A 14707-nucleotide genomic window follows, 5' to 3' on the forward strand; every position below is an offset into this window, starting at 1 on the left:
TAGAGGCAAACCCTCGCTCGCGCGTCTCGAGTCAAGCTGCATGGGCAAACATTTCTGACGCTATGAACATTGATGTTCTAGGTTCGGCAAATGTATTTCGCTGGTATACGGAAGCCTAGACAAGCTGTCGGCGAAACCGCACCCTTGGCAATCGGTCTCTTTACTGTTGAAACGTCCCAGTAACAAGTCCATAACCGAGTCTTTTCCTGCTCCGACAAGAAAACAAAACCCTTAGATTTCAAGGAGTCGGACGCCAGATACGAGTCTCGTTTCCCGCTCCAAGATTCAAAAAAAAGCCACTCAGATGAGTGGCTTTTTTTTGCCTGAAATTTGATGTTCTTGCGGTGAGGTGTAGTTAGTGGCCTCTTGGAAATGGCTGGGACAGTGGTCTTTTAGCTTTTTCGGATAGGGCTCTTACCCTTGAGTTCCTTTTCCCTTCCAGTCCTTACCCGCCGTTTTTCCGCGTGTCCCTTTGTGTGGCAATCGGAATATCGATCTATCCTAGTGCCGTTTTGTTGGGTGCGTATGCTGGTACGAAAAAGGAAAGTGTCGGTACACTGCGGTGCGAATTTTAGATCGGGTCTCGCCATGAACCTCACAGATGCCACGCTCGTACTGCTGCTCGCGGCACGTATTCATGGAACAGACGAAGCCGTCAGGGCTTCGGCGAAGAGCGTGGTCAAGAAGTTACCGCGCAGCAAACGTGATCTGATCTACAAGGTGATTGACAGCCGGAGCCCGCTCCATCTCGTGGGTTTTCTGGCAGAGAATCTCGATGATTGATGGATGTTCAGCGATAAAATTCTTTCTGGTTTAACTGACCCTTTTGCGCAGCCTATTGCCGGTCAGCTTGGTGAGGTGAGAGCGAGTGTCTAGAGAGCACGCAAATGGTGATATTCATCATGGATGGCCGGTTTTTATTGCGAAGGGGGTCTCCATTTGGCAATAATCTCGCCCCCGTATTCTTCTGTCAGCCCTCCATCCCTCTCATTCGGGGGCTGCGTTTTGGAGAAGTGGGTAACCCGGCCTTCGTGCCGGGTTTTTTGTTTATTGGGAGCGGGGCTTTTTCTTCTCAATCGACTTCGAGCGACGATCAGAGGTAAGCGTCTGCCTAACAGCTCTTGCTTCCTGATCAGCCTCTCTGAATAGAATGGGTCCACCTCGTAGAGACTCCGCGCCGCCCGGATGATCACTGGGCGTGTGGCCGGTCTCAGGCCGCTCGAAACATTCTCGGCAGTTATGCGGCGAGCTCGATATAGCTAGACTCCCCACCCCCGGTCGCCCCCGACAACCAACCCCATACAAAGGTAAGAGTGGTACGCCCCTCGTGATCAGCACCTACCGTGCCACGAGACCAGCCAGCAAGAATTTCGCCTTCTGTAGTTAGGCAATGAAACAGAAGCTCAATGGTATCGGGCCCCGTCACGCGCCCAACCTGATGACCGATGCGAATCCGGCCACCTTGGTATGTACTCGAAATGGACTCTCCCTCGATGTGGTAGTGAAACACTGTGCCCGCACCGGATACCCCGTGGGAGTTGTCCGCTACGGTAAATCGGCGATTATTCAAACGCTCACTGATTTGGGAAAAGGGGACTTCCATATTAACTCACGTCCTTAGTTGAGATTTTCATTTCCAGCCTTCGGCGATCCTAGGCCTTTTTGTCGCGCCTCATCAAGGCAGTGCCTTGGCTATCAGGGGAGCGCGAGTCCCAGCGATACGGGCAGATGGGTTCACTGGCCGTTTACTTTCCTCCCAAGCGAGTCTTTTGAATCTACCAAATGATAAGGCTCAGAGTTACAGAAGATATGCTAGGATTAGATAACCTAAATAACCCTGTAGGGTGATTTCCATGAGCGTCGTTTTAGACCAATCGGGCGTTTCCACTTTGGTCGGCACGCCCAAAGAGGTACGGGCCCGCCTGAGCCGCTCGCATGCGGATCGAGTGCTGGTCGTGTCTTTCGATCACATCAAACCCAACGTTTTCGAAGCATTGGCTGAGAATTTCGCAAATGTGGCGTCCTCGATGTACGAGGTTTTGCAGGAGCGCCAAGACTTGAATTCCCTGGAGCGATTGGCCGAAGTCTTTGTTACGCGTAAGCCGCCTTCGCCCCGTTTGCTCAAGGAGGCGGCGATGCTGGTCCAAGCTCGCAAGGCGGTCTTGGAGAGTGGCGACTGGCTAACCGCAGCCGACATCGCACAAGTGGCGCAGTTAAGTACCCGAAACCCCAGCGCCCAGCCCAACAAGTGGAAAAAGCAAGGTCAGATCTTCGCTATCAATCATGGTGGGGTCGACTATTTCCCCGGTTACGGTCTGGACCCGGATGCAAGCTACCGGCCGTCGAAGGCGCTGGCCAAAGTCATTGAGGTTTTCGAGGGGCACAAGGACAGCTGGGGTATGGCTTACTGGTTCCGTTCAGACAACAGTTTTTTGGGCGGCAAAAAGCCCCAAGACCTATTGGCATCGGCGCCTGACCGAGTGATCGACGCGGCACTGGATGAGATTCAAGGCATCGCCCATGGCTAAGCGCAGTGCTAAGGGCAGTGAACGTGAGGCTCCGCCGTCGGATGATTCGGCGGCATCCGCGACTCCGGCGCCTGAGGCTACGCTGCACGTCACGTTCACTGAAATGGCTAAAGGCGAGGTGCTCCATCGCGTGCACCACGACAAATACCAGCCAGATCAATTCAATCCAGGCGTGCAGGGCAATGCACGCTTCAGCCCGATCCAGAATGATCAAGGGCAGGCGATTCCAACGTTATATGGTGGTACGACAATAGAGTGTGCCTTGATGGAGACCGTCTTTAACGATGTTCCCCATACGCCAGGCTTCAAGAGTTTCGATAAAGGAAAGCTAGCTGGACAGGTGCACTCCGCTGTCCAGATCGATCAACCGTTGCAATTGGTCGATCTGTCCAGCGTTCCCCTGCGCAAATTGGGCATCACCCGTAGGCAGTTGATCGACACTGAGAAGGATCAGTACCCGGCGACGCGCAAATGGGCCGAAGCGATCCATCGCCAATGCCCGGATGCGCAAGGCTTGTATTGGGTATCCAGGCAAGACGATTCTGCACGAGCTGTGGTTCTTTTTGGTGACCGTATTCCCGGAGGTTCGCTTCGTCCACAGGGTGTTTCGCGCAGCCTGGTAGACGATCCTATTGTCTACGACGCAGTGCTCGATCTGGCAGATCGGATTGGTGTCGCCGTCATTGCAGGGAAAAACTGAACGAATGCTCGAACAGTGTCCCGTGATTCGTTTCTCTGAGATCGAAGCGGCCGTGCCTACGGCCCCTGGTCTTTATGAGATCGTCACTGACCAGGGCGAGATTCTAAAGGTGGGCATCAGCGTTAATCTTCGTAAAAGGCTTATACAGCACCGACAGTCGAGGCAGTCTCGCTTGAAGCTCAAGGATGGAGGTGAATGGAGTAACCCCTCTGACGTTGTAAGCAAGCAGTCGATCCTCGCCAAGCATCTTTTCTTCTCAGGGCAGGTCTCGGGTTATGACTTGCAGACCGAGGCTGGCCGGCAATGCTATCTGGAAGAGAAGTGTCATATTCTCATAACGCCTACCACGACCCGGGACGAGGCACGGGCAATTGAAAGGGTGAAAGAAAAAAGCGGCGCCTATCGATTCGGAGGCAAAGTCAGGCTTTCATGCTGAGACGCTCCAGTACAAGAAGAGTGGGTACACTGCGGTGCATCATTTTTGGGTCTAGCAATGAACCTTACTGACGCTACGCTCGTGCTGCTCCTGGCAGCGCGTATCCATGGAACAGACGAGGCCGTCAGGGCTTCAGCGAAGAGCGTGGTCAAGAAGTTGCCGCGCAGCAAACGCGACCTGATCTACAAGGTAATCGACAGCCGAAGTCCTCTTGATCTGGTTGGATTTCTGGCAGAGAACCTGGATAACTGAAAATCAACCGTCTGTGGCGCGTGCAGCTTTCGAGATAGCTCTCGGAAGCGAGCCGTAAAGTTATTCACGAAAAGCGTGGGTATATCTGTGGATAAAGCTCTACGCGCCCCGGAGTAGCTTGATTTCCACGGTGTGATTACTAACTGATCAGCAGTGTTCCAGCTGGTTGATGGCGTGCGATTTCGACATCGCTAGAATGTCCTTCAGGGGCATGCGGCCTCATTGTTGCCTTGTTGCCTTGTTGCCTTGTTGCCTTGTTGCCGGTTGGCAGATAGGCCCATTTTCATCGAGCCATGAAGCCCTGAATCGGTGAGTTTTAACTAGTGAAGGCTGCCCACCTTCTCAGGCCGATACTGTTGCTTAAGGATTCTCCGATCAAGTCAGCACAGCTCATCTGACCTGTACTGACTTGATCGGAGAATCCTTAGGCGAGTGGTTGTATCTGAGTTCAGAGCGCTGAAAATCTGACTTTTTCAACAGAGTTGACTCAAAGCGGACATCGGAGCACCAAGGGTGTTATATCCGCACAGAGGGTGTTGCCAGCTACAAACAGAAAAATCTAGTTGAGAAATTCGCTAGGCTATCCGACAACCTCTGAGAGCGCGGCGTATCTAAATACCGCGCTCAGTAATGAATACTGGAAATAAATATTTATCGAAGGGAAATAGGGTAATTTATGATAATGCGATTTTCATCAAATTCATTGGTATTAAAATCCCTCCGAACGCTTGCGTTCCGCCATCGAATATTAAGATTTTTCAGCGTGCCGGACTGCACCACGTAAATTAATTCCGATTCTCGAACCCATTCTTTTCCGTCCACTACCAATCCGCTACGTACATTATCTCCGCTGATATATCGATTCATCAGAGTCAGCCCCGGAATCCCTAACACAGCAAAGTCGAAATTGTGTCGCACCTGCCATGAGCGCTCTTGTGCGTTATCAAAACTACCGTTGAAGGTATCATTGGCCACGGTTCCGCCATTGGTTCCATTCACACGCAGCCATGGACTGTCGCCGGTTAGTTTCTGAAGGCCCAGGTAGAAAGTGTTGCCACCGTACTTGGCAGATAGCAGAGCGAAAGCGGTCTTGTTGTCTAGACTGCCGGCCAGTGCTTTTCCGTCTTCCTTGCCGTTAAAAAAACCTACGTTCGCCCCAAGTATCCAGTCGCCTGCCGGCTGGCTATGAGTGAGGTTGACGAACTGCTGGTGGTAGATGTCACTCAGCTCTGCGTACCACAAGCCTATCTGCGTACGCTTGTCATTAAAACTATATTCGGCTCCGCCGAAGTTAAAACGATCCGAAGTGGACGCGGGTTTACTGTTTATGTACATATCTTCCATGCTTGCGTCGTTGCGCGGGCTGTTACCTCGGAACTGGCCACCGTAAAGTGTGAGGCCGGCCATCTCCCTGGAGGTCACTTGGCCGCCGCGAAAGGTTTGCGGCAAGGATCGGCCATCATCAGAGCGTAGTATCGGCAGCAAGGGCATCCACTCACCTACCTTCACTTCAGTTTGTGATACTTTCGCTTTCAGCGCGCCCCCCAGGCGGCCAAAGTCATCTGCTGGACGGCCGTCGTCATGGATCGGCAAAAGTTGAGTGCCTCCGGTGCCCTTGCCACCGTCAAGCTTCTGAGAATAAAGCCCCAATAAATCAACCCCAAATCCAACCGGACCTGGCGTATACCCAGAGCGGGCATCAAGGATGAAGCTCTGAGTCCATTCCTCTGCCTTGTTCTGTGGATTGGCTTTGCTAGGGTAGGAAGGATTGGTAAAGTTTCGATTAATGTATGCGTTTCGCAAATTGATAGTTGCGGAAGAACTCTCCAAAAAACCGACGTTCTCAGCGGCTTGACCATCGAACGGGGAGCCCACGCAAACCAGCAAGACTGAGCGGTTCAGAAATCGACGTGCGAAGACGCCAAGCATACTTATAGAGTGTCGCATTCTATGTTCTCACAATGATTGTTATTGTTCTTGCGATATTGAGTGCGTATAAATTCAAGCTTTATTGTTTTTTTCGGTATTTCTGTGTTTGATTGCCGGTGTATGTATGTTGGTCTGAATCTATCCCTCGTGTTCTCGAAGATTTTTAGAGGACCCCACGCATGCGCAGGCATGAGCTGTCTCTAACGGGAGGCCGTTTGCAAAAAAATCTCCGAATCAATCTTTCATAACATCATGATAAGCAAAATCAGCGATCCAGGCGGAGGACGTGATGAGGTCTTTTCCGCAATTTCGATTACCCCTCAACTAAAGTTGGACCTTCAATTCGGCGATGAGCAGAGCAGAATAAAAAATCTGCTTATGTCCCGTTGAAATGGGTGCTAAAGCCATCAATAGAATGAGCTTCTGCATTATTCGTTATTGATCCCGGGGAATACATATTCATGCCCTTATGCTGCAGGCCATCGGGGCTGGCGCCATTAAATATAACGACCTGCATCAACCTATGAATAAAGGCTTCTTGTTTTGGATTCTAACGGGTGCCCCAATCAAAACCGTATTCCTATGCTAAGGCCTTCATTGGAATTCAATCGGCTTGAGAACGAGTCATTTGCTTCTGCCTCTTAACCGCAATGACGATCAAAACCGCTGCTGCTCCCATCCAGAACACGCCAAGCCAACCGGTAGCCACGTAGCTCCCAGTTGCCTGCCGCAGTATGCCATTTATCGTGGGACTGATGACCGAGCCTAGAATCCCGCAACTCGTCATTACGCCTATTCCCAAGGGCCTAGCCAAGCGCGAAAGCATAGTCGGGGGAACTGTCCAAAGTAACGCCATTGCCGAAAAACCACCCGCTGTCGCAGCAATTAAGCCAACCAACTGGAGCCCAGGGTTACCCGTTTGGGTGCTGGCGAACCACCCCAGTGCTGAGAGGGTTGCGGCAAACGCGAAATGACCTGCGCGCTCTTGTTTGCGATCAGAAGATGCACAAAGTAGTGGCATCATAATGATTGCTGCTAATCCTGGAAACGCAGCCGCAAGTCCGACATTCAAAACACTGGAGCCATTGTAAATATCCTTGATAATTAAGGGCGACCAAGTTCCTAGAGTGCTCAAACTTGCGACCATAAAAAGGTTGGCAACGCAAACTGTGACGAAAGGGAAGTTAACAAATGATTTAAATGAGACCTTACTTTTTTCCACTTGCCCGGTAACTTTCTCAGACGCCAGCTCGGCTACAAGAGCGTCGCTTTGAGACTGTGTAAGCCAGCGTGCCTTCTTAGGTCCGTCCGGCAAATATTTGAGAACAATAAGTCCAAGGACAACGGTTGGAAGAGCTTCAATGATGAACATCCACTGCCAACCATGCATTCCCAGATATCCGTCCATCGAAGCCAGTATCAATCCTGACAGAGGTGAACCTAGCATGATTGCAGCTGGCTGAGCGGTCATAAATAGCGCATTTGCCCGGCCCCGCTTGGATGCTGGAATCCAGAAAGTAAGGTAAAGCAGGACTCCTGGTAAGAAACCCGCCTCGGCGATACCCAGTACCACCCGCGCAATATAGAGTCCCCAAGGGCCTGTCGCAAGACAGGTGGCCATGGACGCCACACCCCACGAGATCATGATTCGGGCAATCCAACGCCGAGCCCCAAAGCGAACAAGCAATAGATTACTTGGAACTTCGAAGAAAAAATACGCTGCGTAAAACAGCGTGCCAGCCAGCCCAAATTGCGTGAGCGTTACGCCCAGGTCGCTATTCATTGTAATGGCGGCAAAACCGAAATTTATTCGATCGATGTAGGCCATTACATAACAGGCAAAGAGCAACGGCAGGAGGTGTCGAAAGGCTTTTTTTACCGCTTCGTCTAGGTCGGCACGATTTACTGCAGGCGCAAGATGTTCTTGTGCATAAGTTGCACTGTCCATTGTGTAGTCTCCGCTTGTGATTTCTTGTTTTTGTCGAATTAACAGCACGAGGCTCTGACGAAAATGCTGGCATGGAATGGTCACTGCCATTCCAGCCTGCCTCTACCGGATAATTTGCGGTCAATACACGCTCAATTTACCGCCTTCAATGATCTGATTCAGACATCATTTTTAAGCCCTCCGCCCGACCATTGCGGATCGGTGCGCTGAATGAAATGGGTTTCTGAGATTCTTTCCCACAAAATTGGGGGATTGAATCAAATTCCGATTAATGCAGTTTTCATGTTCTGTAAAATGACACAGTCAGTAACCTTGTGACCTGTCAATTTCGCCTGTCAAAGGCTCGCCGGTTGTCAAGCGTCTTAGGTTGTCTATGAATTGCTCTACAGCAGACATCACCGAAGGCTGGGCCGCAATATGAGGAGTAACCAACACTTCCTCGCGCCGCCAAAACGCGCTAGTCGGATGTAAAGGTTCGGTTTCAAACACATCGAGGGCGGCGCCGCTTAGGTGACCGTCGTCGATCAATTTCAACAGGTCAGACTCAACTACAATGCCTCCACGCGCTACGTTGATCACATAGCTTTCCTTCGGCAGCTTCGACAACAGTGAGTGATCAATCAGGCCTGCGGTCTCTGTCGTGAATGGAAGTAGACATACCAGGTAATCACACTGTTCAAGAAACGGCTGGATGTTACGTTTGCCAGTGAATACCGGCACGTTCACTGCGCGCGTATCAGAGCGTGTCCATCCAATTACTCTGAAACCCAACTCTCCGACCACTCTAGCTACCACAGCGCCAATGCTACCCAAGCCCATGATGCCGACCGTCACCTTACTGGCGTCAGGCACTGGGATCCTTCTCCACTCGCCGGCCAAGTGCTGGGTTTGCAGTTTGGACAATGACCGAAATCGAGCCAAGATCTGCAGAGCCACATATTGCGCCATGCTTAGCCCTAGACCTGGGTCCATCACGCGTGTAACTCGAACATTCTCCGGAAGATCCTGCGCCGCAAGTATGCCATCTGCACCAGCCCCAACAGAGGCCGCCAGGCGCAGGTTCGGCAAGCGCGGCGCGATACCAGATGGCAACTTAAATGAGAACAATGCGGTTACGTCTGGATCAGGTTCCGTGCCCAGCTCAGTGATAATCTGCAGCATGGGCGCCCGAGCTCTTAATTCTTCGTATCGACTTTTGACGAAGTCCGAAGTGAGCAGCATCAAAACCTTTTGATTTCCCGCTTCAAAGGAAGTCATACAAGGTTTCTGTTGAAGCTGAATTCGGGGTTATGACGCCTAACTTGGCGTACGAGGAGTTTCCATCGCAGATCTACGACATCTGGGCGCTGCAAAAATGCCTTGGCCTGCCGTGCTTCCTCCGGCGGAAGCTGCTTTGCTGTGCCAACAGCCATGGCTTGCAATTGCACGCGGGCTGCAAACTCAAGGACGGTGGCTGCGATGGTGGTTTCTGGTATGGAATCCCCAACCACCACAGAGCCATGGTTCCGCAGCAGAATGGCCCGATTGCTGCCCAGATGCGTAGCAATGCTTGCGCCTTCTTTTTTGTCCAGCACGATACCGTCGAATTCGTCGAATAGTACGATATCCTCGTAGAACAAGGCACCGCTCTGCGTGACAGGTTCAAGATTGCTACCTACAACGCCCAGCGCCAGGGCAGCCTCGGAATGTGTATGCAGAATGCAGCAGACCTCTGGTCGAGCCTCATAGATTTCGGTGTGAATGTTCAGCGTCGGATTGCAGGGTAGGGTTCCCGTGACAGTCCGCAGATCGAAATCTGATTCAATGAGGTCGTCCGCCGTAGCCTCTTCAAAACCGAAGCCGTAGGGAATGCTCCAAAAGGTTTTCGCACCAGGCAAGCGGGCGGTCAGATGACCCGAGATCCCGCTTCCTTGCCCGTCCATTGCGAGGATTTGAAAGGCATGCACCAGATCATGAATTAATTCCGGCAAATTATTATTGTTCATTTATTAACTCCCTAAATGGAATCAGCTCTCAACTGGGGTACTTGATTCATTCGTTACATCGACAGCAGTGGCGTCGTAGCTAAACAGCCACTCATAACGCTGTCTTACGCTTTCTTCGTTCCACTCAGCAGAGACATAACGGCTCGCCTCGGCAGCATCGGCCAAAAGCGAATTGTGAAACCGCTCGCCATTGGCTGCCGATCCGCGAACAATGCGCGAGGTACGCTCCAGTCGCAGCGCCTGATATCGCAACAGACCTGTCGCTGGATCATTGCGATGCGCCGCGAGACAACGAGCTAGTACTACGCCGTCCTCCAACGCCATAACGGCACCTTGGGCCAAGAAAGGGAGCGTCGGATGACATGCATCCCCAAGAAGAGTTGCGCGACCCAAGGTCCAGTTTTCCATTGGCTGGCGACTTAGCAGCGCCCATTTGTAAGGTTGATCAATACCTTTTATGAGACGCTGGACATCGTCGTGCCAGTTTCTGAAGTCGTTTAAGCATTCCTCAACACTACCTTTCTCAGTCCATGACTCAACTTGCCAGTCACTGCGCTCGATGATGCCTACAAAGTTTACGAGCTTACCTTCGCGCAGAGGGTAATGTATGACGTGAGCACCGGGCCCGACCCAATTAGTACCCAGATTGGCATTCAAATGTGGCGGCAGATTTTCGCGCGGTACTAGGCCACGCCAGGCTACACAACCGGTGAACTGCGCACTGCTTTCGCCAAACATTGCACGTCGGATACGAGAATGGACACCATCGGCGCCAATGAGGATGTCGCCACGGATGGTCTCGCCATTTTCGACCTCGACGTTGACGCCCTCTGCGCCTTGGGTGAAACCGATAACTTTGGTGCCTAGCCGAATCGCGTCCGGCTGGCGTTGACGCACATGACGAACCATCAGTGCATGCAAGTCTGGCCTGTACATCAGGTAGTAAGGAAAGCCGTATTTCTCTACCGATTCAGCACCCAGGTCAAAAAGCTTCCAGGTCTGGCCAGTATTCCAGAGCCTGATTTGCTTGCCTTCCGCCTGGGTGGCCAACTGCTTTACTTCTTCGCCCAGGCCGATATCGGCAAGGCAGCGGGACCCGTTGGCACTGACTTGGAATCCAGCTCCAACTTCACCAAGTTCGCGAGCTTGCTCCAGGACTGTGACGCGAATGCCGCGTCGCTGCAGTGCGAGTGCACAGCATAAGCCTCCTATGCCGGCACCAGCGATTACCACGTGCAGAGGTTGAGCGGTCATGAGCTCTATCCTTTCTTATTGTTCGGCCCGATTGGCCTCCCTAGAATTGAGCCTCACCTGCATCTATATTTGAAGTTAAACTATCAAATCAATTAATAAGCGCTGCTAATGAACGTTAATACCCGCCAGCTCCAAGCCTTTCTCGCTATCGCCCGATTGGGCAGTTTCACTCGTGCGGCTGAAGAGATCTTCGTAACTCAAGCGGGCCTGAGTCTCATGCTCAAAGATTTCGAGGCGCAAGTTGGCGCTCGTTTGTTTGATCGCACCACTCGTTCAGTGAGTCTTACCCCGGCCGGGCAGGCATTGCTTCCGACGGTCCGAGGTATGTTGGCGGACTGGGAGAGCGCCATGTTCAACATCGACCAATTCTCTGCGGTGGCCGGGCAACGGTTGGAGTTGGCAGCGACACCATTGATTGCGTCCAGTGTGCTCCCGGATTGGTTACACGAATTCAGGCGAGTCCAGCCTAGCGTCCAGGTCAATGTCTGCGATCTCGATCGACGACAGATTCTGCAAGGCATCGAGTCCGGCGAGATCGATTTGGGACTGGGGGCTTTTTTTAAACCTGCTGCAGGTATCGAGCGGCGTTTACTAGCTACTTTTCAGATGGTACGCATCTGTTCCAGGGCGGGTTATGAGACGACTTCCCGTCAGCGCGGACGGCGCTCGGGTCTGGGGCAACAAGCGAGATGGGCTGATTTTTCGGGCGAGCGCTTGCTGACATTACCCGCCGATAACCCGATCCAAAAGCTGGTTAATGATCAATTAAGCGGTGTTCACGCCGCGCCCGTTCTAGGGGGAGGCCTGCAAAATATCCAGACCATCATCGGAATGGTTGAAGCTGGCCACGGTGTGGCAGCGTTGCCGGGGTTTGTCGTCTCGGCATGCGAGCGTTACAACGTCATGATTGAACCTTTGATCGACCCAGTCGTTCCGATTGAATATTTTGCTGTGACTAAAAAGGGTCGGCAAAAGACTGAATTAGCCACGCACACCATGGACAGTATCGAGACATATTTTCAGAGGTTGAGCCAGATCAGCGTCCATTGAAAATAGACGTCTATCGCCGATGGCGACACCTGTGCGCAGTTGACCCTCCATCAACACTGAAGACACCGTAAGGTAAATTGGTCAGCGGAAAATCGCCGTGACTATTTGCAGAAGATACCCAACTGTTCATTTTCTGCTCGCTCATTCAAGAATTTGGTGTGTGTACTTTGAGATCAAGCCTTGCCAACATGCATCGTAATTGCTCTGTAAGGCGGGGTTGTTCAGGGCAAATTTCGTAGGTCGCAGAACCTGCGAGGTTTCAAACATAAAGGCCATGGTGCCGCTGAGTTTCTGAGGCTGGAGAGAAGCAGTGATCGCCTGTTCACAGGTATGCGCATCCGGGCCATGGGCACTCATGCAAGCGTGGAGCGAAGCGCCACCTGGACTGAAGCCATCCGCTTTTGCGTCGTACTCGCCTTCGATCAACCCCATGTATTCATTCATGAGGTTGCGGTGGAACCAAGGTGGACGGAACGTATTTTCAGCTACCAACCAACGCGGCGGGAAGATCACAAAATCCAGATTTGCAAGGCCCGGCACGCTGGTGGGTGAAGTCAATACGGTGAAGATGGAAGGATCAGGATGGTCGTAACTGATTGATCCGATCGCATTGAAATGTCTTAAGTCGTATTTGTAGGGAACATTGTTGCCATGCCAGGCGACAACGTCGAACGGAGAGTGATCGAGCTCTGTTTCCCAGAAACTGCCTTGAAACTTCTGTACCAATCGAGTCAGCCCTTCACGTTGTTCGAACCACGCTTCAGGCGTGAGAAAGTCACGGGCATTGGCCAAACCGTTGCTGCCAATTGGGCCGAGATCTGGAAGACGCAGCGGCGCAGCATGATTTTCCGCGACATAACCCTGGGCTTCTGGATCAAGGAGCTCAACTTTCAATTTCAGCCCTCGAGGAAGCACTGCGATTTCTAAGGGGCTGAGTTCAATCCGACCTAACTCCGTTACCAACATGAGACGACCGCTCTGGGGAACGATCAGCATCTCCCCATCGGCGTTGTAGAAAACACGTTCCATAGAACGGTTCGCAACATAGTGATAAACCGTCACTCCGCTCGGATGGACAAGGCTCGAATTGGCAACCATGGCGCGCAAACCGTCCAGGAAGTCGGTCGGTGCAGTCGGCACAGCAAGAGGGTCCCAACGCATCCGGTTTGGATTCGCAGGAGCCAGCTCCGGCTCGGGGATTGGAGAAAGCATGGGCTTGAACGATGGATGTGCAGCAGATGGTCGAATTCTATACATCCATGTCCTCCGGCTTTCGTGCCTTGGCATCGTGAAGGCAGTACCGGAGAAGAGTTCAGCGTAAAGCCCGTGCGGCACGCGCTGCGGAGAGTTCTGGCCTTCCGGCAGTGCTCCTTTCACTGCCTCACTGGAGAAATGGTTACCGAATCCTGACTGGTAGGTGAGCTGGTGTGATGGCTGGTTCATTTTTACCTCCTGCAAACTCAAAAGTTATGCTTAGCGTAAAACGATTACACATAGCGTAATTACGGGGTTGCGTGCGGTCAAGATATTGCCGTTCAAATCTGCGCAGACAGACCTAACGAAACCACCGTAGAGAAACCGAGAGCCTGAAGAAATCCCTAGAGGCGGTTGGTCTCCGTTTTCCTCATTCGACGAGAGAAGGCCGTGACGAGACCGCCAAGCAGGGCAAAATGATTAATTTCGCATCGGGGGAATTTCGGTAGGACAATGGCTGGCGGAGCAAGCTGCACGGGCGCTGTTCAGAGAGATCTTCAGGGTGGTCATCCAGCGCATAGGGAAATTCTGGTGGCTGGATTAACTGCAACCAATCCGGGGCAGCTTCGGCGGCGGCGGTGATGACATGTCATGTCTTTGGGTTGGAGACGCTGATGTAGTTTCTGCGGCAACTGTTTCGGTTGTCGAATCAGCCAGCGTTGAGGATGTCAGAAACTTTTACTCGGTCGGCGTGTGTATGGGCGGTGTGAGATTGTTTGCCGTCCGATCTGGCTGTGGGTCGAACCAAATTGCGTAGCCCGAAGCACCCTCCTGTTTGGCCCTTGATACCCTCCAAAAACAAGTCCAGAATTAAGTCTTTCCCTGCTTCGGCAAGAAAAGAAACCCCTTAAATTTCAATGAGTCGGACACCAGATGCGAGTCTCGTTTCCCGCTCCAATTATTGTTCTACAGGCTTCTATTGAAGTTTGCAGAAACTGAAAAAAGAGGCTTCGGCCTCTTTTTTTCGTTCCAGTAAGTTCTTCTCGGAAGCAGACTTCGCGTAGACGCTCTTCGGCACCGACTGTGCTTTGGGCTGTCGCTTCATCGTTCCGTGCGGCTTTCGTGCGCTCGTGCAGGCGCCATGCCGACAGTACCAAGCTTGCTACCGGACGACCGGCGTCCTACGCATGGGCATCGCCCAGGGTTTCGGCGGCCAGTTGTGAGCGAGGCAGTCCGTTTTCGGGCAGTCGGCGGAGCACGCGGTCAACTGCTCTCAGCAACTGGCGTTGTCGACTGGCTCACCGCAATCGCGAGCAAGCTTTGCTCCCACGGGTTTGAGGCTTAATTGATCGGCATTAGGCTTCGGCCTCTTTTTTTCGTTCCAGTAAGTTCCACTCGAAAACACTACCATCCAAGTTTTCTTAATGCATT

14 protein-coding genes are annotated in these 14707 nt (G+C 52.2%); 6 read left to right on the forward strand and 8 right to left on the reverse strand.

Annotated elements, in window-relative coordinates:
• The first annotated feature begins 588 nt into the window (after nucleotides 1–588).
• A complete protein-coding gene (locus tag BLU76_RS04445) occupies nucleotides 589–783 on the forward strand; it encodes a DUF7740 domain-containing protein (RefSeq protein WP_063325127.1) in 195 nt (64 codons plus the stop codon).
• A gap of 454 nt (nucleotides 784–1237) precedes the next feature.
• Here the strand turns inward: BLU76_RS04445 and BLU76_RS31785 are convergent, their stop codons facing one another.
• Nucleotides 1238–1603: an avidin-fold protein gene (locus tag BLU76_RS31785; protein WP_063321957.1), complete on the reverse strand. Its 366-nt coding sequence runs from the start codon at nucleotides 1601–1603 to the stop codon at nucleotides 1238–1240.
• A gap of 250 nt (nucleotides 1604–1853) precedes the next feature.
• Here BLU76_RS31785 and BLU76_RS04455 point away from each other — a divergent pair, with 250 nt between their 5' ends.
• The 4 genes from BLU76_RS04455 to BLU76_RS04470 are packed head-to-tail and all read left to right on the forward strand — an operon-like array spanning nucleotide 1854 to nucleotide 3916.
• The gene (locus tag BLU76_RS04455; RefSeq protein ID WP_092151135.1) at nucleotides 1854–2528 is read left to right on the forward strand and encodes a hypothetical protein; all 675 of its coding nucleotides are present in this window, start codon (nucleotides 1854–1856) and stop codon (nucleotides 2526–2528) included.
• Nucleotides 2521–3228 carry an RES family NAD+ phosphorylase gene (locus BLU76_RS04460; protein ID WP_092151138.1) on the forward strand — a complete coding sequence of 236 codons (708 nt, stop codon included), beginning with the start codon at nucleotides 2521–2523 and terminating at the stop codon, nucleotides 3226–3228. The genes BLU76_RS04455 and BLU76_RS04460 overlap by 8 nt, the downstream gene beginning before the upstream one ends.
• Before the next feature lie 4 nt (nucleotides 3229–3232).
• Nucleotides 3233–3664, forward strand: a complete 432-nt coding sequence (locus BLU76_RS04465; protein WP_092151141.1) for a GIY-YIG nuclease family protein — start codon at nucleotides 3233–3235, stop codon at nucleotides 3662–3664.
• 57 nt (nucleotides 3665–3721) lie between these two features.
• Entirely contained in the window at nucleotides 3722–3916 is a 195-nt protein-coding gene (locus BLU76_RS04470; protein WP_047703585.1) for a DUF7740 domain-containing protein, read from the forward strand.
• 651 nt (nucleotides 3917–4567) lie between these two features.
• Here the strand turns inward: BLU76_RS04470 and BLU76_RS04475 are convergent.
• From BLU76_RS04475 to BLU76_RS04495, 5 genes are all read right to left on the reverse strand, one after another.
• The gene (locus tag BLU76_RS04475) at nucleotides 4568–5845 is read right to left on the reverse strand and encodes an OprD family porin (protein ID WP_092151144.1); all 1278 of its coding nucleotides are present in this window, start codon (nucleotides 5843–5845) and stop codon (nucleotides 4568–4570) included.
• 604 nt (nucleotides 5846–6449) lie between these two features.
• Nucleotides 6450–7883, reverse strand: coding sequence for an MFS transporter (locus BLU76_RS04480; RefSeq protein WP_092151147.1), 1434 nt, complete (start codon nucleotides 7881–7883; stop codon nucleotides 6450–6452).
• A 213-nt stretch (nucleotides 7884–8096) separates the two neighbouring features.
• Nucleotides 8097–9050 (reverse strand): 2-hydroxyacid dehydrogenase, encoded by a 954-nt coding sequence (locus tag BLU76_RS04485; RefSeq protein ID WP_218190053.1) that lies wholly within the window; start codon nucleotides 9048–9050, stop codon nucleotides 8097–8099.
• On the reverse strand, nucleotides 9047–9778 hold the full coding sequence (locus BLU76_RS04490) for a class II aldolase/adducin family protein (RefSeq protein WP_092151150.1): 732 nt from the start codon (nucleotides 9776–9778) through the stop codon (nucleotides 9047–9049). The genes BLU76_RS04485 and BLU76_RS04490 overlap by 4 nt, the downstream gene beginning before the upstream one ends.
• Nucleotides 9779–9799: 21 nt before the next feature.
• Nucleotides 9800–11032 (reverse strand): FAD-dependent oxidoreductase, encoded by a 1233-nt coding sequence (locus tag BLU76_RS04495; RefSeq protein WP_092151153.1) that lies wholly within the window; start codon nucleotides 11030–11032, stop codon nucleotides 9800–9802.
• A 108-nt stretch (nucleotides 11033–11140) separates the two neighbouring features.
• Between BLU76_RS04495 and BLU76_RS04500 the strand changes: the two genes are divergently transcribed.
• Nucleotides 11141–12082 (forward strand): LysR family transcriptional regulator, encoded by a 942-nt coding sequence (locus BLU76_RS04500; protein WP_092151156.1) that lies wholly within the window; start codon nucleotides 11141–11143, stop codon nucleotides 12080–12082.
• Between the two features lie 141 nt (nucleotides 12083–12223).
• Here the strand turns inward: BLU76_RS04500 and hmgA are convergent, their stop codons facing one another.
• Nucleotides 12224–13525, reverse strand: a complete 1302-nt coding sequence (gene hmgA, locus BLU76_RS04505; protein WP_092151159.1) for a homogentisate 1,2-dioxygenase — start codon at nucleotides 13523–13525, stop codon at nucleotides 12224–12226.
• A 932-nt stretch (nucleotides 13526–14457) separates the two neighbouring features.
• Nucleotides 14458–14556: a TIGR02679 domain-containing protein gene (locus BLU76_RS32150; protein ID WP_106215926.1), complete on the reverse strand. Its 99-nt coding sequence runs from the start codon at nucleotides 14554–14556 to the stop codon at nucleotides 14458–14460.
• Nucleotides 14557–14707: the final 151 nt, after the last annotated feature.

This window comes from Pseudomonas sp. NFACC08-1 (genome assembly GCF_900106735.1).
Lineage (GTDB): Bacteria > Pseudomonadota > Gammaproteobacteria > Pseudomonadales > Pseudomonadaceae > Aquipseudomonas > Aquipseudomonas fluorescens_Q.

Bases quoted from the DNA above. Each gene is read 5' to 3' on its own strand.
- BLU76_RS04445 (WP_063325127.1), top strand. From the start codon at position 589: ATGAACCTCACAGATGCCACGCTCGTACTGCTGCTCGCGGCACGTATT.
- BLU76_RS31785 (WP_063321957.1), bottom strand. From the start codon at position 1,603: ATGGAAGTCCCCTTTTCCCAAATCAGTGAGCGTTTGAATAATCGCCGA.
- BLU76_RS04455 (WP_092151135.1), top strand. From the start codon at position 1,854: ATGAGCGTCGTTTTAGACCAATCGGGCGTTTCCACTTTGGTCGGCACG.
- BLU76_RS04460 (WP_092151138.1), top strand. From the start codon at position 2,521: ATGGCTAAGCGCAGTGCTAAGGGCAGTGAACGTGAGGCTCCGCCGTCG.
- BLU76_RS04465 (WP_092151141.1), top strand. From the start codon at position 3,233: ATGCTCGAACAGTGTCCCGTGATTCGTTTCTCTGAGATCGAAGCGGCC.
- BLU76_RS04470 (WP_047703585.1), top strand. From the start codon at position 3,722: ATGAACCTTACTGACGCTACGCTCGTGCTGCTCCTGGCAGCGCGTATC.
- BLU76_RS04475 (WP_092151144.1), bottom strand. From the start codon at position 5,845: ATGCTTGGCGTCTTCGCACGTCGATTTCTGAACCGCTCAGTCTTGCTG.
- BLU76_RS04480 (WP_092151147.1), bottom strand. From the start codon at position 7,883: ATGGCAGTGACCATTCCATGCCAGCATTTTCGTCAGAGCCTCGTGCTG.
- BLU76_RS04485 (WP_218190053.1), bottom strand. From the start codon at position 9,050: ATGACTTCCTTTGAAGCGGGAAATCAAAAGGTTTTGATGCTGCTCACT.
- BLU76_RS04490 (WP_092151150.1), bottom strand. From the start codon at position 9,778: ATGAACAATAATAATTTGCCGGAATTAATTCATGATCTGGTGCATGCC.
- BLU76_RS04495 (WP_092151153.1), bottom strand. From the start codon at position 11,032: ATGACCGCTCAACCTCTGCACGTGGTAATCGCTGGTGCCGGCATAGGA.
- BLU76_RS04500 (WP_092151156.1), top strand. From the start codon at position 11,141: ATGAACGTTAATACCCGCCAGCTCCAAGCCTTTCTCGCTATCGCCCGA.
- hmgA (WP_092151159.1), bottom strand. From the start codon at position 13,525: ATGAACCAGCCATCACACCAGCTCACCTACCAGTCAGGATTCGGTAAC.